The organism is Streptomyces sp. UG1 (assembly GCF_049974585.1).
Lineage (GTDB): Bacteria > Actinomycetota > Actinomycetes > Streptomycetales > Streptomycetaceae > Streptomyces.
This window is the reverse complement of sequence record NZ_JBNGGG010000025.1, coordinates 42,808-62,306: the sequence shown is the minus strand read 5'-3', so window position 1 is coordinate 62,306 and position 19,499 is coordinate 42,808. Positions and strand designations below refer to the sequence as shown.

The 19,499-nt window shown below is 73.8% G+C and carries 13 protein-coding genes; 4 read left to right on the top strand and 9 right to left on the bottom strand.

Annotated elements, in window-relative coordinates; translation table 11 throughout:
* Window positions 1-50: 50 nt before the first annotated feature.
* Window positions 51-1,094, bottom strand: coding sequence for an L-glyceraldehyde 3-phosphate reductase (gene mgrA, locus ACP4J3_RS26800; RefSeq protein ID WP_426538603.1), 1,044 nt, complete (start codon window positions 1,092-1,094; stop codon window positions 51-53).
* 127 nt (window positions 1,095-1,221) lie between these two features.
* On the opposite strand from mgrA, the gene ACP4J3_RS26795 reads away from it, so the two are divergent.
* Together ACP4J3_RS26795 and ACP4J3_RS26790 are read left to right on the top strand one after the other, a co-directional pair.
* Window positions 1,222-1,530, top strand: a complete 309-nt coding sequence (locus ACP4J3_RS26795) for a PfkB family carbohydrate kinase (protein ID WP_426538602.1) — start codon at window positions 1,222-1,224, stop codon at window positions 1,528-1,530.
* On the top strand, window positions 1,527-1,817 hold the full coding sequence (locus tag ACP4J3_RS26790) for a hypothetical protein (RefSeq protein WP_426538601.1): 291 nt from the start codon (window positions 1,527-1,529) through the stop codon (window positions 1,815-1,817). Before ACP4J3_RS26795 ends, ACP4J3_RS26790 begins: the two co-directional genes overlap by 4 nt.
* Window positions 1,818-1,880: 63 nt before the next feature.
* Here ACP4J3_RS26790 and ACP4J3_RS26785 read toward each other — a convergent pair whose 3' ends face one another.
* A complete protein-coding gene (locus tag ACP4J3_RS26785) occupies window positions 1,881-3,044 on the bottom strand; it encodes an MFS transporter (protein ID WP_426538600.1) in 1,164 nt (387 codons plus the stop codon).
* Window positions 3,041-3,631, bottom strand: coding sequence for a helix-turn-helix domain-containing protein (locus tag ACP4J3_RS26780; RefSeq protein WP_426538599.1), 591 nt, complete (start codon window positions 3,629-3,631; stop codon window positions 3,041-3,043). The genes ACP4J3_RS26785 and ACP4J3_RS26780 overlap by 4 nt, the downstream gene beginning before the upstream one ends.
* Here ACP4J3_RS26780 and ACP4J3_RS26775 point away from each other — a divergent pair.
* On the top strand, window positions 3,630-4,148 hold the full coding sequence (locus tag ACP4J3_RS26775) for an N-acetyltransferase family protein (RefSeq protein WP_426538598.1): 519 nt from the start codon (window positions 3,630-3,632) through the stop codon (window positions 4,146-4,148). The two genes, ACP4J3_RS26780 and ACP4J3_RS26775, sit on opposite strands and share 2 nt — an antisense overlap.
* Window positions 4,149-4,164: 16 nt before the next feature.
* On the opposite strand, the gene ACP4J3_RS26770 is transcribed toward ACP4J3_RS26775, so the two are convergent.
* Complete coding sequence (locus ACP4J3_RS26770) at window positions 4,165-5,046, bottom strand: PfkB family carbohydrate kinase (RefSeq protein ID WP_426538597.1); 882 nt, start codon at window positions 5,044-5,046, stop codon at window positions 4,165-4,167.
* A 118-nt stretch (window positions 5,047-5,164) separates the two neighbouring features.
* Between ACP4J3_RS26770 and ACP4J3_RS26765 the strand changes: the two genes are divergently transcribed.
* Window positions 5,165-5,812 carry a glyoxalase gene (locus ACP4J3_RS26765; protein WP_426538596.1) on the top strand — a complete coding sequence of 216 codons (648 nt, stop codon included), beginning with the start codon at window positions 5,165-5,167 and terminating at the stop codon, window positions 5,810-5,812.
* Between the two features lie 154 nt (window positions 5,813-5,966).
* Here the strand turns inward: ACP4J3_RS26765 and ACP4J3_RS26760 are convergent, their stop codons facing one another.
* The 5 genes from ACP4J3_RS26760 to ACP4J3_RS26740 all read right to left on the bottom strand — a co-directional run bounded on the left by ACP4J3_RS26760 (window position 5,967) and on the right by ACP4J3_RS26740 (window position 19,416).
* Complete coding sequence (locus ACP4J3_RS26760) at window positions 5,967-7,745, bottom strand: fatty acyl-AMP ligase (RefSeq protein ID WP_426538595.1); 1,779 nt, start codon at window positions 7,743-7,745, stop codon at window positions 5,967-5,969.
* Window positions 7,742-8,005, bottom strand: a complete 264-nt coding sequence (locus tag ACP4J3_RS26755; protein ID WP_426538594.1) for an acyl carrier protein — start codon at window positions 8,003-8,005, stop codon at window positions 7,742-7,744. The genes ACP4J3_RS26760 and ACP4J3_RS26755 overlap by 4 nt, the downstream gene beginning before the upstream one ends.
* Window positions 8,002-10,923: an aldehyde dehydrogenase family protein gene (locus ACP4J3_RS26750; protein ID WP_426538593.1), complete on the bottom strand. Its 2,922-nt coding sequence runs from the start codon at window positions 10,921-10,923 to the stop codon at window positions 8,002-8,004. The genes ACP4J3_RS26755 and ACP4J3_RS26750 overlap by 4 nt, the downstream gene beginning before the upstream one ends.
* Window positions 10,924-10,936: 13 nt before the next feature.
* Window positions 10,937-18,403, bottom strand: coding sequence for an SDR family NAD(P)-dependent oxidoreductase (locus tag ACP4J3_RS26745; protein WP_426538592.1), 7,467 nt, complete (start codon window positions 18,401-18,403; stop codon window positions 10,937-10,939).
* Between the two features lie 89 nt (window positions 18,404-18,492).
* Window positions 18,493-19,416, bottom strand: coding sequence for an alpha/beta fold hydrolase (locus tag ACP4J3_RS26740; protein WP_426538591.1), 924 nt, complete (start codon window positions 19,414-19,416; stop codon window positions 18,493-18,495).
* Window positions 19,417-19,499 lie beyond the last annotated feature (83 nt).

The following is a 19,499-nucleotide window of genomic DNA, read 5'->3' as shown; positions in this document are numbered from 1 at the left end:
GATGCCGAACGGCCACCCGGAGCACGGAGGAGGGCCGCCTCGCCCGTGCCTCAGCCGAGGCTGCCGGTGCGGGCGTCCCGCCACAGGTCGACGCCGCCGTCGGTGGCGTACTTGTCGATCTCGGTGAGTTCCTCGTCGGTGAAGTCGGGGTTCTCCAGCGCGGCCACGTTCTGCTCGAGCTGCTCGGTGCGCGAGGCGCCGATGACCAGCGAGGTGACGCGCGGGTCGCGCAGGGCCCAGGCGAGCGCCATCTGGGCGAGGCTCTGGCCGCGGCGGGCGGCGATGTCGTCGAGGGCGCGCAGCCTGCGCAGCATGTCGTCCGACAGCCACGTCTCGTCGAACGACTTGCCCTGGGTGGCGCGCGAGCCGGCGGGCACGCCGTCCAGGTAGCGCCCGGTCAGCAGCCCTTGGGCGAGCGCGGTGAAGCCGATCACCCCGAAGCCCTCCTGCTCGGCGGCGTCGAGCAGGCCCTCGGTCTCGATCCAGCGGTTGAGCACGCTGTACGACGGCTGGTGGATGAGCAGCGGCGTACCCATCTCCCGCAGGATCGCGGCCGCCTGCCGGGAGCGCTCGGCGTCGTAGGAGGAGATGCCGACGTACAGGGCCTTGCCCTGGCGGACGGCGGTGTCCAGCGCGCCCATCGTCTCCTCGAGCGGAGTACTGGCGTCGAGCCGGTGGGAGTAGAAGATGTCCACGTAGTCCAGCCCCGTCCGGCGCAGCGACTGGTCGAGCGAGGCCAGTACGTACTTGCGGGAGCCGCCGCCCTGGCCGTAGGGGCCGGGCCACATGTCCCAGCCGGCCTTGGTGGAGATCACCAGTTCGTCCCGGTAGGGCGCGAGGTCCTGCTTCATCAGCCGACCGAAGTTGATCTCCGCGGCGCCGTAGGGCGGGCCGTAGTTGTTGGCCAGGTCGTGGTGGGTGATGCCGAGGTCGAAGGCGCGCAGGGCGATCTCGCGCTGGGCCTCGAAGGGCTTGTCGTCACCGAAGTTGTGCCAGTACCCCAGGGACAGCACGGGCAGGTCGAGTCCTGAGCGACCGGTGCGCCGGTAGCGCATGGTGCCGTCGTAGCGCTCGGGAGCCGCGACGTGGTTCATCGAGTGTTTCTCCGCAGGGTGCAGTAGGGGTGGTCCGGTCCCGGGTGAGGGACGTGTTCACTGTGCTCCAGCCTGATTCTGACGTCCAACGCATCCTTCTCATCGGATTCAGCGACGTCGTTTCTGAATGCCGGTGCGCGGGACGGACGGGGCGAACACCGCGACCGCGTTCACGGACGAGGGCACCGTCGCGGTGCCGACACCACGCACGACGGTCGTGGAGGCCGTCGGCGCAGGCGGCGCCTTCGCGGCCGGGTTCCTCGCGGGACTGTTGCAGGGCGCGACCACGGCCAACGCCCTACGCGGAGCGGGAGGCACTGCTCGCCCTGTCGGAGCGGGAGTGGGCGGAGCGGGCGATGGGGACGCCGTCGGCCTGAGTACCGCGGATGCTCGCCGAGCGCCAGGAGATTTGCCCGCCTATGCTCCATTTGTGTGACGACTATCTTCCAAGAACTGGTGGCGAAGGAGCGCGCGGCCGAGCAGGCGCACAGCCGCGTGGAAGAGTTGCGGGGCATGTACGGGCCGCCGACCCAGCAGGGCGGCTGGAGCCCCCGGCAGGCCGAGACCTACAACACGGCACTGCGGGCCTGGCGGGATCTGGCCCGGGAAGTGCGGATCGCGCTGGCCGACTACGCCAGGGCGCAGGGCGCGACATGCAGCGATGTCGAGGAGCAGGTGAGGAAGGCGGTCTGGCAGACGGAGGCGGGCGGCGAGGGGCTGTAGGGAGCGGGCTCCCGGGCCGCGCCTCCGATGCCAACTCCGGCACCTTCGGCGTACCCGACCTGTTCACCCGCGCTCCCCGCCGGGGCGTCCGAGGGTCGCGGCGAGGAGAAGCGCGGCGATGGCGGTGACGGTGATGCCCCGCCAGCCGAGGGCGTCCAGGAGAGGTGCGGCGAGTGCGGTGCCGAGCGCGCCGATCGTGAAGTACAGCACGAGGTAGACGCTGCTCAGGCTCCCGGAGCGGCGGGGGTCGAGGGTGATGACGCGGCTCTGGTTGGCCGCCTGGGCGGCGAAGCAGCCGGCGTCGAAGAGGGCGAGCCCGAGTGCCGTGACCGGCGGGCGGCTCAGGCCGGTGGCCAGCAGCGCGGTCCCGGCCGCGGCGGCCAGGACACCGGTGGTGATCACGGCCCGGGGAGTGTGGCGGTCGGTGAGGCGTCCGGCCAGGGGGAGCGCTGCGAAGCCGAGGAGTCCGGCCAGGCTGTAGAGGCCGATGGCGGTGGGGCCCAGCGAGTGGGGCGGCTGAGCCAGGGCGAGTGCCAGGGCGACCCAGACGAGGTTGAACGCGAAATACCACAGGCCGCCGGTGGCCACGGCGCGGCGCAGCGGTGGGTGGTGGCGCAGCAGCGGGGGGAGCGAGGCGAGGGTGGCGCGGTAGCCGAGGTCGGTGCGGGGCCGTTGCCGGGGCAGCAGCGTGCGGGCGGCTGCCGCGCAGAGCAGGACGAGGGCGGCGAAGACCAGGAGCATCCGCCGCCACCCGAGAGCGTCGGCCAGTGCCCCTCCCGCCACCCGGCTGAGCAGAATGCCGGCCGACATGCCGGCGGCCACGGTGGCGACGCCGGTGCCACGCCGCCCGGGCCGCGCGTGCCGGCCCGCGATGTTGCCGGCCTGCGCCGCGACACTGGTGGCGGCGCCGATCAGCAGATAGGAGGCCAGGAGCAGGGCGGGGCCGGATGCCGTGGCGGCGGTGCCGAGGGCGGCGGCCAGCGCCGTGAGCTGCGCGGTGACCAGGCGACGCGGGGCGACGTGGTCGGCGAGGGGCAGCAGGACGGCGAAGCCTGCCATGCAGCCGACGAGTGCGGCCGTCGGCACGAGGCCGATCACGGAGAGGGGCGCGCCCAGATCGGCGGCGACGGCCGAGAGCGCGGGCTGGAGGGCGTAGTTGTTCGCGATCGCCGTCCCCGCTGTGCCGGCGAGGACGAGCGTGCCGCCCCGGGGCAGCGGCCGGGTCACGGCTGTGTGCCGCGGGCGAGGATCACGGCGTAGCGGCACTCGGTGTCGGTGGTGTTGGCGAAGACGCGCTCGGTGGGCTCGCCGAGTTCGATGGTGTCGCCCGCGCCGAGTTCATGGACGGCGTCCCCGTCGTGGAAGGTCAGCCGGCCGTCCAGGACCCAGACGACTTGTCGTACGAAGGCGAAGGCCGCGGCCGGATACGGCACCCGGGCGCCGGCCGGCAGGCGGATCTCGGCGATCTCGGCGGGGAACCGCGGGCCGGTGATCTGCCGGCGCCGATAGCCGGTGCCGGGGTCGCGCCACTCGGCCGCATCGGCCTGGCGGCGCACACCGGGCCGTACGTCCGCCTCGTCCCGCCCGCCTTCGGCCAGGGCGAGCAGGGACGCGACGCTGAGCTGGAAGGCGGCCGACAGCTTGCCGAGGACGACGGCGGTGGGGCTGCTCTCACCGCGCTCGATCCTGCTGATCATGGCCTGGGAGACCCCGGAGGTGTCCGCGAGCTGGGCCAGGGTCCACCGGCGGCGTTCTCGCTCGGTCCGGATCCGGGCAGCGATCTGCCCCACCAAGGGATCTACTATCTTGGACATGAATCCAATATATAAGAGGCGCTGGGCCGTGACGGTGCGCCCGGCCCATCTCGGCGACGCCGAGGCCGTCCGCGCGATCCGCAACCACGCGGTCGAGCACTCGACGGCCCTGTGGACCGATACCCCCCAGTCCCCCGCCGAGGGTGCGGCCTGGCTGGCCGCGCACATCGAGCGCGGCTCGGCGTTCGTGGCCGACGTGGACGGCGAGGTGGCCGGGTTCGCGGTCTACGGCCCGTGGCGGGAGCTGGACGGATACCGCCACACGGTCGAGGACTCGGTCTACGTCCGCGACGGCAGGCACGGACTCGGCATCGGCTCCGCCCTGCTCGCGGCGCTCGTCACCGCGGCACGCGAGGCGGGGCACCACGTCGTCGTCGCCGGTATCGAGGCCGAGAACACCGCGTCGATCCGGCTGCACGAGCGGTTCGGGTTCCGGCATGCCGGCACCCTGACGGAGGTCGGCACGAAGTTCGGCCGCCGACTCGACCTGACCCTCATGCGACTGGCTCTGAACTGAACCGCCGTCCCGCCCGTCAGCGCATCCAGGCCCGTGTGCCGAACGAGGTGCACGCCCGGGACGCCACGATGACGGCGGCCTCGAGGGCCTGGACGAAGCCCCGTGAGGTCAGCTCCCGTTGGGCGGCGAGGTGATGGGTGAGGGCGCCGTGCAGGACGTCGCCGGCGCCGAGTGTGTCCGCCACCGGCACGGTGGGCACGTCGATGGTTCCGCCGCCGTCGGGGCCCGCCCAGACGATGGGCCGCTCTCCCCGGGTGACCGCCGCCCAGGCGACCCCGTGCTGGTGGAGAAAGCGCAGGACGTCGGCGGGGGTGCGGGTGCCGGGCGGGTGGAAGTCGGCGGAGCAGACGGCCACGTCGACCGACCCCAGCAGGTTCTGTGTGCCGGGCTTCCAACTGCCCGCGTCGAGGACGGTGCGGCGCCCGGCGGCGCGTGCGGCGTGAGCGGTCGCCGTGGCCAGCTCCATGTGGTGGCCGTCGAGTTGGACGATGTCGCAGGCCGCCACCAGCGCGCCGAGATCGTCGGGCGGGGCGAGCCGGTGTCCGGCGGCGTTGGTCGAGGCGACGGCACGCTGACCGGTGGCGGCGGTGACCATGACGGAGGACACGGCGGGCGGGTCGGTCGCGTGCGGCGCCAGGTCCGACACGGTCACGCCCGCCCGGTCCAGATCGGCCGTGACCGCGCGGGCCAGCGGGTGGGAGCCGATGGCGGTGAGCAGCCCGGCGGCGCCGCCCAGGTGGGCGAAGGCCACGGCCGCGTTCGCCGCCGGACCGCCCGCGGCCACGGTCTGTTCGCGGGCCGTGAGCTTCTCGTCGGGAGCCGGGACATGATCGACGAGCTGGATGACATCCAGGGTGCACAGCCCCACGAACAGCCCTCTTCTCGCGCCTGGCTGCACCGAAGCGCACCTCCTGTCGCCCCCGTCCCCTCTCCGACCGGTCCCTTCAACCGTGCCCACCCGGACTGGTCAGGAATCGAGAAGCCCCGGCTGCCGGGTCGCCCCTAGCGTGACGTTCATGGCAACCACGACATCCACCCAGTCCCTCGCATCCGTCACCCTCGAGGTCGCCGACCCCGAGGCCGCCCGCCGCTTCTACCGCTCCTTCGGCGTGGACAGGCACATCGACCTACGCGCCTGCGACGTCCAGTCCACCGGATTCCGCGGCTTCACCCTGGCGCTGACGGTATCCGGGCCGGCCACCGTCGACGGTTTCCTCACCGCCGCCGTGGACGCCGGCGCCACGGTGCTCAAGCCCGCGGCGAAGTCGCTGTGGGGCTACGGCGGGGTCGTCCAGGCGCCGGACGGCACGATCTGGAAGGTCGCGACCCCGGCGAAGAAGGACACCGGTACTGCGACCCGCGAGATCGACGAGATCGTCCTGCTGCTGGGCGTCGAGGACGTGAAGGCCAGCAGGCAGTTCTACGTCGGCCGGGGCCTGACCGTGGCCCGGAGCTTCGGCGGCAAGTACACCGAGTTCGCCGCCGGCGGTTCCAGCCCCGTCAAGCTGGCCCTGTACAAGCGCCGCGGCCTGGCCAAGGACCTCGGCGTCCCCGCCGAGGGCAACGGCGCGCACCACATCATCCTCGGCAGCACGGCCGACGCCTTCACCGACCCGGACGGCTTCACCTGGGAGCCCACGTCGTCGCTCACGGCCGCAGCGTGATCAGGCCAGGGGCGACGTCCGGTACGGTCCCTCGGATGCTTTGATCCGCTGCCGCTGCCACCGCTGGACCCGGCAACGCCGACGGCCTCCGGCAGGAGCCCGCCCCGGGATGCCGACCCAGGTGAGAAACCGGCATCGCGTGACAGGGAGGTCGTCAGGTCGGGCCTCGGTATCGGTCCTGCGCAAGGTCGGTCACGGGGAGGTCGGAGTGCAGTGGGGCGAGATGGGCGGCGCGGAGTTGTTCCCGGGTCCGGGTGCGCTGGATCTTGCCGCTGGTGGTGCGGGGCACGCTCATCGGGCCGACGATGACGACCCGGACGGCGAGGCGCAGTTCCCGGTCCAGGCGCCTGCGGATGAGGCCGGCGAGGGCCGCGGGGGAGCGGCCGTCGAGGTGGACAGGGCGGATCTCCTGGACCAGGACGATGTGTTCGCGCCCCGAGGCGTCGGGCAGGGCGAAGGCGGCGCAGGGGCCGGCGGCGGGGTCGGTCGTCTCGCTCAGCCGCTCGATGTCCTGGGGGTGGATGTTGCGGCCGTTGACGATGATCAGGTCCTTCGCGCGGCCGGTGACATACAGCTCGCCGTCGAGGAAGAAACCGAGGTCTCCGGTGCGCAGACAGGGGCCGTCGCCGTCGGCGGTGGTGGCGGCGAAGTGCTCGGCCGTGGCCTGCGGGTTGCCGAGGTAGCCGCCCGCGACGCTGTCGCCGCACACCCAGATCTCGCCGACGTGCCCGTCCTTGAGGGGCTGTGAGGTGGCCGGGTCGACGATCCGGACGTCCACGCCGGCCGGGCCGCCACAGGCGACGAGTTCCACTCCGTCCGGAGCGGGCACGGCCGCCCCGGCCTCCAGCGCGTCCCGGTCGAAGCGTCGCACGGTCGCTCCCCGGCCGCAGGGCGTGCCGGTGACCATGAGGGTGGCCTCGGCCAGGCCGTAGCAGGGGGCCCAGATGTCCGGGCGGAAGCCGATGGGGGCGAGCCTGCGGGCCACCGCGGTCAGGACGTCGGCCCGGACGGGCTCGGCGCCGCTGATCGCGTACCGCAGGCAGTCCAGGTCCAGCTCCGGGTCCAGTTCGGTGAGTCGGCCGGTCCCGAGGCTCCTCAGCAGCCAGTCGTAGCCGAAGTTCGGGGCGAAGGTGTAGAAGGCCCGGTACCGGCTGATCATCCGGAGCCACAGCAGCGGATGGGCGATGTACGACACCGGTGAGCAGAAGACGAGGTTGCCGTAGCTGGTGAGCGGGCTGAGCAGCATGCCGACCAGGCCCATGTCGTGGTAGTGCGGGAGCCATCCGGCGCCGGTCGGAGCCGGGTCGTGGCGCAGTTCGTCCAGGACCTCGTCCGTGACCAGGTTCCTCCTGATGGACAGCAGGTTGTGCAAGAGGTTGCGGTGGCTGATGACGACACCGCGCGGCTCGCTGGTCGACCCCGACGTGTACTGGATGTAGGCGGTCGCGGAGAGCTCCAGCGAGACCGGGGACCAGGTGTCCGGCGCCGCCCGCACCGTCTCGTCCGTCGCGACGCACTCGGCCCGTGCCGCCGGGGCCGGACCTGCCAGCCATGCGGCGAGCGCCGGCCGGTGCGCCGAGTCGCTGAGGACCAGGCCGACGCCGGCGTCGCGGATGATGCCCTCGGCGCGTCGCAGGGCCCGCCGGTCGGTGTCCGGCAGCGGGGCGGGGACGGCGACCCGCCCGGCGTACAGGCAGCCGAGGAAGGCCGTGAAGAACTCCAGGCCCGCCGGGTACATCAGCAGGACGTGCGCGCCGGGCGCCGTACGGTCGGACAGCCAGGCCCCGACCGCGCGGGCGCGGGCGTCGAGCTGGGCGTATCCGAGGCGCTCCACCTCGACGAGCTCGCCGCGGACACTGTCCACGCGCGCGTACCAGCGGGTGTCCCCGAGGATCCACATCTTCTCGCGCAGGAACCGGACGAGTTCACTCACCGCCGCCTCCGATCCGCCGCGGCCAGCGCGTCCTCGACGTAGGTGACCACGGCGCCGACCGTGTGCAGCTCCCAGGCGGCCTCGTCCGGGATGCGGACCCCGAACCGCTCCTCGGCGACGACGGTCATCCGCACCAGGACCAGGGAGTCGAGCCCGAGGTCGGCGACGAACGCGGTCTGCTCGTCGACCAGTTCGGGGTCGACCTCCCCGAACTCGGCGAGCATCGCCTTCACTTCGGCGAGGATCTCGGCCCGCTTCACCGCACCGCCTCCTTCCGCGTCACGTCCCACGCGACGGGCAGGCCGCTGAGCCCGCGTTCGAACATGCTGGGCCGCCACCGCGGTGTACCGGCCGGCCGCAGTCCGGGCAGCCGGCGCAGGACGGTGGCGACGGCGGACTCGGCCGTCATACGGCCGATGTGGGCGCCCAGGCAGTAGTGGGCGCCGTGGCCGAAGGCGAGATGACCGGGGACCTGACGGCGCAGGTCCAGGCGGTCGGGATCGGGGAAGCGGGCGGGGTCCCGGTTGGCCGCGCCGATGCACAGGAACAGCGACTCGTTCGCCGGGACGGTCACCTCGCCGAACTCCACGGGTTCGAGGGTGCCCCGCCAGCTCGTGAAGGGCAGCGGGCTTTCGTAGCGCAGCAGTTCGCCGACGGCGGTGGCGAGCAGGGACGGGTCGTCGCGGAGCGCGGTGAGCTGGTCGGGGTGGGTGAGCAGGGCGTGCAGGCTGTTGCCGACGCTGTTGATGCTCGGGTCCTGGCCCGCCGCCAGCATCATCATGACCTGGCCGTGCAGTTCGTCCTCGCCGAGCAGGCCGTCCTCGTCGCGGGCCCGCACCAGCAGCGAGATCAGATCGTCGCCGGGGGAGCGCCGCTTCTCGGCGACGGCCGTGCGCACGAACGCGTCGACCTCGTGCGCCAGCGCCGCCACGTACGGCACGTCGTTGTTCCACTCGGCGGTGCGCCAGATCATCGCCCGCAGATGGTTCATCCGCGGCGGGGTGGCGCCCAGGACGGAGAACAGGACGTTGCCGCCGAGCGGATAGGCGACGGCCGCCATGAGGTCGCCGTGGCCGCGGTCCACGATCTGGTCGATCCGGTGGTCGACGAGGCGCTGCACCCGCGAGCGCCACCGCTCCTGCCGGGCGGGCGTGAAGAACGGCTGCATGATCCGGCGCAGTTCGCCATGGCGCGGGTCGTCGCTGTCCAGCAGATGCACGAAGAGCCGCTCGCGCAGCTCGGACGGCCAGTGCCGCAGCCACATCCCGCCCGCCGGGGTGCGCTTGCTGTCACACGTCACGCGCGGGTCGGTGTGCGCCTTGCGGACGTCGTCGTAGCGGGTCAGCAGCCAGCCCGGCCCGTCCGGACTGACGATCCGGCTGACCGGCCGGTGCTCGCGCAGCCAGTGCAGCGTCGGGTAGGGGTCGTGCCGGAACGCCTCGGTGAACGGGGCGGGCAGGCCGTCGGGCAGCGGATCGGGTGGCCAGCCCGGCGGGTACTCCCGGGCCGCCTCGACCCTCGGCCTGGGCCGGTCCGGGACGTGCGGGCTCGCGTCCCCGGCCGCGGTCGGGCCGTCCTGCGCGATGGCCACGCCTTGCAGGCGGCTGGTGCGCAGCATCGGGTAGTTGAGCTCCGCGAACCGGTCGCCGCTCAGACCGGGGCCACCGTGGTTGGACAGGTACGGCACGCCGGCCAGATGGGAGTCGTTCACCCTGAGCTGGCCGCAGGAGCGCACGTCGCGGACGAACCGGTCGATGACCTCCGGGCTGCGCGTCCACAGGGAGTTGCGCAGACCGTAGGTGCCGGAGGCGACGAACGACAGCATCTCGGTGAGGAGTTCGTCGTCGCCGGCGGGACGGGGCACCGCCAGCGTCAGCAGCGGGAAGAACGTCTCGTACCGCACCGACCGCAGCTTCCCGGCGAAGGAGAGCCCGTCGGCCCGGACGAGCGTCGGCTCCGCGAACACGGCGACGTCGCTCTCCCGGCCGTCGACGTCCAGGTGACGTCCGCCGGCCAGGATCCGGGCGCCCGCCCGCCGGGCGTCGGCGAGCGTGGCGTCGTATCCGGCGGTGTTGGGCGTCGCGGCCAGCACCACCCTGGGGTCGTCCGGGAAGCCGGGGCGCAGTGCCCGGACGCGGTCGGTCAGCAGATCGGTGAGCCGGTCGGCGATCTCGGGGTGGATCAGAGCGATGTTGGGCGCGCAGCAGATCTGGCCGCTGCCGTGGTAGGACTCCATCAGCGCCTCGACGGCCCGGTCCAGGGGCGCGTCCCGCCACACCACGACCATGTCGTTGCCGCCGAGTTCCAGCAGCGGCTTCTTGCCCGCCGCGAGGCACGCCTTCTCCAGATGCTCGCCTCGGATCGAGTCGCCGAAGTACAGCACGTCGTCCACCAACGGGCTCTCCAGCCAGGTGTCCAGCGCGAGCGCGGGGTCCGTGCACAGGGCCGACAGCACGCCGGGCGGAGCGCCGGCCTCCGCGAGCGCGGGTACGGCGACGCGCTCCAGCAGGTACATCGCGGCCATTGGCGCGTGCCGGGACAGCCGCACCACCAGCGCGTTCCCGGCCAGTACGGCCTGGAAGGCCGCGCCGACGCTCAGCGCCGGCGTGTTCTGCGGCGGCTGCACGCACACCACCCCGTCCGGCACCCGGCGCAGCGAGACCGTCCGGCCGCCGACGGTGTGCCGGGTCTCCATGTGCCGCAGGCACCAGTCCGTGGTCTCGGGACCGAAGAAGGTCAGCAGATTGGCGACCTCCATCCGGGCCAGCCGCACGGGATGCCCCTCCTCCACCAGGAGCCCGGTCAACGTGTCGGCGTGGTCGCGCAGCCGGGCGCGGAACGCCTCGGCGAGTCCGGCGCGCCGGGCCGGGCAGCTGCCGCCCCACTCGTCGGCCGCCTGCCGGGCGGTGCGCAGCGCGGCCTGCATGTGGTCGGGCCCGGCGAGGGCGCAGCGCCCCAGGATCGTCTCGGGGTGGGCGTCGGGCCCCATGCGTCCTGCGTTGAGCGCGTTGCGGTAGCAGGTGGCACCGACCGGATCGTCGATCAGCGCGCTCGCACGGATCGCGTGCACCCACTCGGCCGGGCCGTCGACGGTGACGCCGCCGATGAGCGGGCCGAAGCTGAGCGGGCCCTCGGCGGTCGCCGTCGCCGGGCCGTCGGGTTCCTGACAGGTCACCATGTAGGGGCCTCCTTCAGGCGTCGGCGGTGTCGGTGGTGCGCACGCCGAGGCGCAGCAGCACATGGCGGGACAGGTCGTTGAGGGTGATGCCGCCCTGGAGGAGTTCCATGGGCGGGATCTCGACGTCGAGGCGCCGGCGCAGGGTGGTGAGCATTTCGGCGGCCATCAGGGAGTCGACGCCGTAGTCCTGGATCGGCGTCCTCGGGTCGAGGCGGGCGACGTCGGTCTGGAGGATCCGGGCCAGCATCTCGGCCAGTGCGCCGTTGACCGCCTCGAGCGCCTCGTCCGCGCAGAGTCCCGCCAGCGCGGCCGCGAGGTCCTGGCGGCTGTGCCCGCCGATGTCGCCCTCGGCCGGCAGCAACGCCGCGAACCTGGACAGGCCCGTGGCGGGCAGGAACATCCGCAGCCGGGACCAGTCGTAGCGCCCGATCCCGGCCACGGCCGTGCCGGAGGCGGCCAGGGTCTCCAGCGCGTCCAGTGCCTCGCGCGAGCCCAGCGGCTCGGAGCCGAGCGTTTCCATGGCGGGTACCAGGCCCTCGCGGGCGACGTGGCCGCAGTCCTCGATCGCGCCCCAGGCGACGGCGAGGGTGGGGGCGGTGGCGTGCCGCCGCCGGGCCAGCGCCTCGGTGAACAGGTTGGCGCCGACGTAGGCGGACTGCTTGATGTTGCCGACGGTCGCGGCGAACGAGGAGTAGATCCAGAACAGCCGCAGGCCGCGATCGCGGGTCAGGGCGTCGAGGACCGCCGCCCCGGCCAGCTTGGGGGCCAGGACCGCGCGGATCCGCTCGTCGGTGAGTTCGGTCAGCGGGGCGTCGTCGATCGTCACCGCCGCGTGCACCACACCCGTGAGCGGGTGCCCGGTGGCGTCGATCCTGCCGATCACCTCGGCCATGGCGGCGGCGTCGGTGACATCGGCGGCGTAGGGCGTGGCCGTCACACCGAGTTCGGCGAGGTCGGACAGTACGGCCGCCGCCTCGGGGCCTTCGGCGCCGCGCCGGGAGACCAGGGCCAGGTGCCGGGCGCCGCGCTCGGCGAGCCGGCGGGCGGTGGCGGCGCCGAACCCGGCCAGGCCGCCGGTGACCAGATAGCTGCCGTCGGGATCGAGCCGGGGCGCCTCGGGCCGGGTGCGGACCGCGACCGGCCCGTCCTGAGGGTCGAGGCTCACCACGACCTTGCCGATGTGCCGCGAGTGCTGAAGCAGCGCGAACGCCTCCTTGACCCGCGCGGCCGGATACACCGTGTGCGGCAGCGGGCGGTACCGGCCGTCGGCGACCCGCTCGGCGACCTCGGCCAGCAGCCGCCGGCCGCTCTCCCACCCCGCCTCGCCGGACAGCAGGGCGGTGACGTCGACGCCGAAGAAGGCGATGTTGCGGCTGAACGGGCGCATGAGCAGCGGCTTGTTGGCGTAGATGTCACGCTTGCCGAGCTCGACGAACCGGCCTCCCGGCCGCAGCGTCTCCAGGCCCCGGTCGATGGCCTGCCCGGCCAGCGAGTTGACCACCACATCGACCCCGCGCCCCTCGGTGATCCGCAGCGCCTGGTCGGCGAAGTCGAGGGTGCGTGAGTCCAGCACGTGCGCGACGCCCAGCGCGCGCAACAGGTCCCGCTTGGCCGGGCTGCCCGCGGTGGCGATCACGGTGGCACCCACCAGTCGGGCGTACTGGACGGCGGCCAGGCCCACGCCTCCGGCCGCGCCATGCACCACAACGGTCTCCCCGGCCGCGAGGCGCGCCAGATCGTGCAGCGCGTAATGGACCGTCAGGAAGGCCACCGGCAAGGTCGCGGCCTCCGCGAAACCCAGCCCGTCGGGGATCCGCACCACGGCTTCCGCGGGAGCGACCGTGTGCGAGGCCAGGCAGTCCGGGGCGGTCGCGCACACCCGGTCCCCGACGGCCGGCTCGCGGACCCCCTCGCCGACGGCCGTGACGATCCCGGCGCATTCGAAGCCGGGCCGGCTCCCGCCGGGGGTGCCCTCGGCCGCCTCCGGGGGCAGCAGACCGGTCGCCAGCATGATGTCGCGGTAGTTGAGCGCCGCGGCCCGCCCCGCGATCACCACCTCGCCGGGCCCGGGCGTGACGGTGCCGGTCCGCTTCCAGACCGGCTCGTACGACAGTCCGGGCGCGGGGATGTCGAGGGCGAAGGGCGCGTCGCCGCTCGGCTCGGCGCGCTCGTCGGAGGGGAATTCGTGTGCGCGGGGTACGAAGCGGCCGTTGCAGGTGAGCACGATCTCGTCCTCGCGCACGGCCGCGCTCTCGCCGTCGCCGGACGACGTGAGGGATTCGAGGAGTTCGCCGGCCAGCCGGTGCGCGTCGGCGGCCGGGTCGCCGGCGCGTTCCAGCGACAGCCGGGTGACCCGCAGCTCCGGGCGTTCGTTCGCGAGGGTGCGGGCCATGCCCCAGACGGCGGCGTCCTGCGGATGGCCGTCCCGTTCGGGCGCGGGCAGCGCCCCGCTGGGCCGGGTCACCAGCCACAGCGTCGGCCGTACATCGTCCGGGAGGTCCCGGCAGGCCGAGGCCAGGGCACGCAGCGCGCCGGCCCGTCGCACGGTCCCGTCGAGCATCGCCTGCGGGTCGGCCGGGGAGTCCCCCAGCACCAGGACGACGACGGGATCGCCGTCCCCGGTGAGTGACGCGGTCCAGGCCGTCGGGTCTTCCGGCACGGATGTCACGGGCACACACCGCGTCCCACCGTCGCCCAGGAGCCCGGCGAGGTGCTCCGCCAGCGGCGTCTCCGACTCGCTCTCGGCGGCCACGACCCACCGGACGCCGTCGCCCGGACGGGCCGGGGCGGGCCGGGCGGCCTCCTGCGAGGGGGCCGAGGCCAGCAGCACCGAGGCGCTCTCGCCGGCCCCGACGCGGTCACCGGGGCAGACGACATCGCGGAAGCCGCACGCGTCAAGCAGCCGGAACCACTGGTCCCGGCCCAGCATGGGCCCATCCGGCCGCAGCGGATCGTCGGCGGCCCAGAAACTGCCCAGCGTGCCGAAGAACGGCAGCAGATAGTCCGGGTCGTGGATCTCGAACGCCAGCAGGCGGCCACCCGGAGCCAGCAGCCCGCGTACCCGCCGCAGCGCCGTCTGCAGATCGCGCGCCGTGTGCAGGGCGTTGGCCGCGACCACGAAGTCGTAGGCGCACTCGCCGAAGCCCTGCTCGGCGGGGTCGGTGTCGAGGTCGAACACGCGGTGGTCGACGAAGGGAAAGTCCGCGAAACGATGCTGGGCGCGCACGAAGAACGCCGCGGACACATCGGTGAAGTGGTAGACGGTCCGCTCCGGCGGCAGCAGCGGGAGCAGCGCGGCGGTCGTGCCGCCCGTGCCCGCGCCGATCTCCAGGATCCGCAGAGGCCGGTCCGCCGGCCAGAGCCGCACGATCTCCGCCATGAGGGCGGCCATGCCCCGATTGTGGAAGCGACAGGACGGCGCCACGTCGTAGAACTGCTCGAAGGCATCCTGCGACCCCTGGCCGGCGAGCAGATGCAGTGCCTCCTCCTCGCCGCGCAGCACCTGCGGCAGGTGCGACAACTGCCGTACGGCGAGCTGCACTTCGGCCGAGAAGGCCGGGAAGTCCAGCGGCAGCCCGGCCAGCAGGGGTCCCGGGTCCGCGGTGCCGGTCAGCCGCCACCGCCCGTCCTCGCCGACGGCCGCCAGGCCGTGCCGGGACATCAGGCCGAGCAGGGCCCGCGCCGGCCGCTCGTGTCCCGGGAGCATGCCCTGCCGGACCAGATCGGCCGGCGTGAACCCGGTGACGTCCGCAGGCAGCAGGCCCGCGAACGCGGCGGCCGCCGCATGGGCGGTCAGCAGCTTGAGCCGCGCCATGAACTGCGTGACGCGCACGGCACGCGCACCGGCCTCCGCCACATCGACGGCGTCCGCGACGGCGTCGGCGAGTTCCTGGTTGCCGCACAGCGGCGAGGGCGCGGCCGGCCAGTGAAGACGCGGCGCGGCGCGCAGCACCGTCTCATGCCGCCGGGGCGCCCGGTCGACGGCAGCGGGCGCGCGCCGCAGCCGCACACCGTCCAGCTCCACGGTGACACTGCCGTCCGGATCGGTGACGACCGCGTCGAAGCACAGCTCGGCCGTTCCGCGCGTGCGGTCACGCACGTGCACCAGTCCCGCCGGGGACGGGCTGCGCCACACGCGTACGGCCCCGACCGAGGCCGGAAGCCAGGCCTGCCCGGTACCGCCGCGGGCGGCCACGAGCGGCGCGCACGCCTGGAGCGCGCCGTCGAGCAGCGCCGGATGCGCCACGTACTGCGCGATGTCCGCCGCGTCCGTGGTGTGCCGGTAGGCGGCCAGTGCTTCCCCCGCGCCGACGTGCAGCCGCGTGAGCTGCCGGAAGGCGGGCCCGTAGGCCAGGCCGGCGGCGGCCAGTTCGGCGTACAGCGCATCGGGGTCGCCCCGGCGGGTGCAGCGGGCACGCACCCCGGCCGGATCGATCCGCGCGGGCGGCCGGCCGAGCAGCTCGCGGACCCGGCAGCGGGCGTGCGGGCGGGGCGACGTGCCCGCGGCCTCGGGGCCGTCGTCGGCCTCGGTGCCGGCGATGGACACCATGCCGTCGTCGGCGGAGAACGCCACGCGCATCCGGACGTCGCCGGCCCGGCCCCAGGGCACGACCAGTGGGCGGATCACCTCCAGCCAGGCCAGCTCCACCGGCCCGTCCAGCACCCGTCGGCCGGCGGCCAGGGCCAGCTCGACATGACCGACGGCGGGGAACACCACGGACCCGGCCACCTTGTGGTCGGCCAGCCAGGGAACCAGCGCGGGTTCCACCGGCCCCTGCCAGGCCGGCTCGGCCGTCGGCAGCCGCTCGCCCAGCAGCGGGTGGTCCAGCCGGCCCGACCCGCTGCTGCGAACCCACTCGTGCGGGCTGCCGCTCCAGTGCCGTTCCCGCTGCCACGGGTACGCGGGGAGCTCCGCCACCCGGGCGGGGCCGGGAAACCAGCGCGCCCAGTCGGTCATCGCCCCGACGGCGATCAGCGATTCGACCGACCGGCGCAGCGCCTCGGGCCCGGCCGTGTCACGGTGCAGGGTGCCCAGTACGGCCACCCGATCGCGCCCGGCGGCGATCCGGCGCAGATACGCACGCAGGACCGGATGCGGGCCCACCTCCAACAGGACGTCGACACCCGCGTCCAGGGCATGCCCGACGGCTTCGGCGAAGCGGACCGGTTCGCGGACACTGCGCCACCAGTGGTCCGCGTCCAAGCCGGACTCCGGCACCCGCCCGCCGGTCACCGTGGAGATCAACCGCTCCGTGCCGCCCCGAGGGGCCAGATCCTCCAGGGCGGCGGCCAGCGGCGCCCGGACCTGCTCCATGGCCGGGCTGTGGAAGGCGTAGTCGAGATCCATGAGACGGAAGAACACCTCCCGGCTCGCCAACTCGTCACCCAGTGACTTGAGTTGCTGCACCGGCCCGGCGATCGTCACGTCCCGGGCGGTGTTCACCGCCGCCACCACCAGCCCCGGGTAGGCCGACAGGACCCGTTCCGCCTCGGCCGGTGACAGCCCTACCGCGGCCATCCGGCCCCGGCCGGCCGTCGCCGCCTGGGCCCGGCTGCGCTCGGCGACGACACGCGCCGCCTCCTGGAGCGTCAGCGCGCCGGCGGCGTACGCGGCGGCCACCTCCCCCACGCTGTGCCCGAGCGCGACCGACCAGGTCACACCCCGCTCGCGCAGCACCGCGACGATCCCGGCCTGCACCGCGAACAGCAGGGGCTGCGCGACCTCGGTGGCCGCCAGCCCCCACTCGTCCGCCGGCCGGCCCAGTGCCGCGACGAGGGACCATCCCAGCCGGGGCGCCAACGCGGCGTCGACCGCCTCCACCTCGGCCCGGAACACCGGGTCGTCCAGCAGATCGGCCGCCATCCCCGCCCACTGCGAGCCGTTGCCCGCGAAGACCAGCCCGACCCGGCCGCGCTCGACCACCTCACCCGTCCCGCACTCGCCGGACAGGATCCGCGCGGCCCCGTCCGGCGTCGACGCCAGCGCCACCCGGCGGTGGCGGTGCCGGGCCCGGCGCACAGCGGCGGTGGCCGCGATGTCGTAGAACTCCTGCGCAGCGGCACCCGTCAGCCGGGCGGCCAGCCGCCGTGCCGCCGCCTCGGCCGCCTGCGCGGTACGGCCCGAAGCGATCACCGGCACGTCGCCCGCCACCTCGGTGCGGGGCCGGGGCAGCGCGGCCGACGGCGGGGAACCGATGACCACATGGGCGTTCGCCCCACCGAACCCGAAGGAGTTGACCCCGACGAAGCGCCGCCCCTCTCCCGGCGCCAGCGGACGGGTCCGGTCGACCGGCTCCAGGCCCAGCCCGGCGAAGTCGATGCCCGGATTGAGCGGCTCCATGTGCAAGGAGGCGGGGATCGCGCCGTACCGCAGCACCGCCAGCGCCTTGAACAGCCCCGCCATGCCCGACGCGGGCTCCAGATGCCCCACGTTGGACTTCACCGACCCGATGGGCAGCGGCCCCACGGTCCGCGCCGCGCCCAGCGCCCGGCCCAGCGCCGTGCACTCGGCAGGGTCGCCCGCCTGGGTGCCGGTGCCGTGCGCCTCCACGTACACCACCTCGTCGGGCGCGATGCCCGCCCGCTCGTACACCTGCCGCAGCAGGTCCTCCTGAGCCTCGGCGCTCGGCAGGGCCAGTCCCATCGTGCGGCCGTCGCAGTTGCTCGCGGCACCGGCGATCACCCCGTGGATCCGGTCCCCGCCCGCCACCGCGTCGGCCAGCGGCTTGAGCACCACCAGGCCAGCGCCCTCGGCCCTGACGAACCCGTCGGCATCCGCCGAGAACGCCGCGCAGCGCCCCCTCCTCGACAGCATCGACGCCTGGCTGAACCCGACGAACCCCACCGGGTTCAGCAGCAGGTTCACCCCGCCCGCCAGCGCCACGCGGCTGCCGCCCGACGCCAGCTCCCGGCACGCCCGCTCCACGGCCACCAGCGACGACGAACAGGCGGTGTCGACCGCCATGCTCGGTCCGCGCAGGTCGAAGAAGTGCGACAGCCGGTTCGCCGCGATCGAGTGGGCGGCGCCCGCCATCGAGTAGGCGTTCATCCGACGGGCCCGGACCATCTGGAGCCCCGCGTAGGAGAAGTCCGAGATGCCGACGAACACACAGGCGTCGGAGCCCGCCAGCGTCGCGGGATCGATCCCGGCGTCGTCCAGCGCCTCGACCGCCGTCTCCAGCAGCAGCCGGTGCTGCGGGTCCATCTGCGCCGCCTCACGCGGCGAGATCCCGAAGTAGTCCGCGTCGAACCCCGCGATGTCCGTCAGGAACCCACCGTGCGCGGTGTACGACTTCCCCGGCCGCGCCATCTCCGTGTCGACGAACCGCGCCACCTCGAACCGGTCCCTCGGGACCGTACCCACCAGGTCACGCCCGGCCTCCAACGCCTCCCACAACCCGGCCAGATCGACGATCCCGCCGGGCAGCCGACACCCCAGGCCGACGATCGCGAACGCGTCCGCGGCGCACGAATCCCCCATCAACCCCACACCCCATTCCTGAGAACGATGGACGGTGACCGAAGAAGCTGAAGAAGCGGCACCCGCCGAGTCCGGGATCGGCCACGGCGTCACGTCCCCAGCAGGAAATCGCGGACGTGCCGGTCGAGTTCGCCGGCCGCGTCCTCCATCACGAGGTGACCGGCATCGCGGTAGCGGCGCACCCGGGCCTGCGGGAAGCGCCGGATCCACTCGTCCAGCACCGTCGGTGTGAACAGGGCGTCCCGCATCCCCCAGCCGATGAACACCGGCAGCCCGGCGAGGCCGCGGTCGGCGTCGAGGTCTTCGAGGCCGACGAGGAGTCTCCACACCGGGTCGTGAGCGTCCCGGGGGAGGTTCCGCACGAGCTCCACGGCGGTGCGCCGATGGTGCGCGTCGGCGAACGGCAGCAGGTACGCCATCCGTTCCGCCGCGCCGAGCCGCCGTACGACTCCCCGCCGCAGGGCCGCGCGCGGAAACGCATTGGTGGCCAGGGCCAGGGCGGCGACCGGGGCGCTGCCCCTGATCCACCTCAGATGCGCCGGCAGCCGGTGGCCCGCGGGCCAGGGGAAGGCGACGCTGTTGAGGACGACAAGGCGCCCCACCTTCTGCGGATGCCGCAGCGTCCACGCGAGGCCGATCAGCCCTCCCCAGTCGTGCACCACCAGGGTCCATCGGCGGGCGGGCCGCTCCTGACCGGCGGCGATACGGTCCACGAGCTGATCCAGACAGGCGAGGTGCCGCTCCAAGCGGTCGACGCTCCGCAGAGGCTCGGGGCAGCGGGGAGACAGGCCGAGCCCCGGAAGATCGGGGGCGACGCAGCGGAAGTCCGGCGACAGGGTGCCCAGCAGGCCCCGCCAGAGGTAGCTCCAGCTCGGGTTGCCGTGCAGAAGAAGCACCGGGTCACCCGCGCCGACGTCGACGTAGTGCTGGCCCGTGACGGGCACCTGCCGCCAGTGGCGGGGTCCGGGATAGCCGGGAAGTGCTCGGGCCCGGGCACGTACAGCGGAAGGCACACTGATCACGGTAGGGCCGCAGCGGTCAACTGGCCGCTCCCGCACAGCTTTTCGCCATAACGGAGGAATAAGCGATCAAAAGG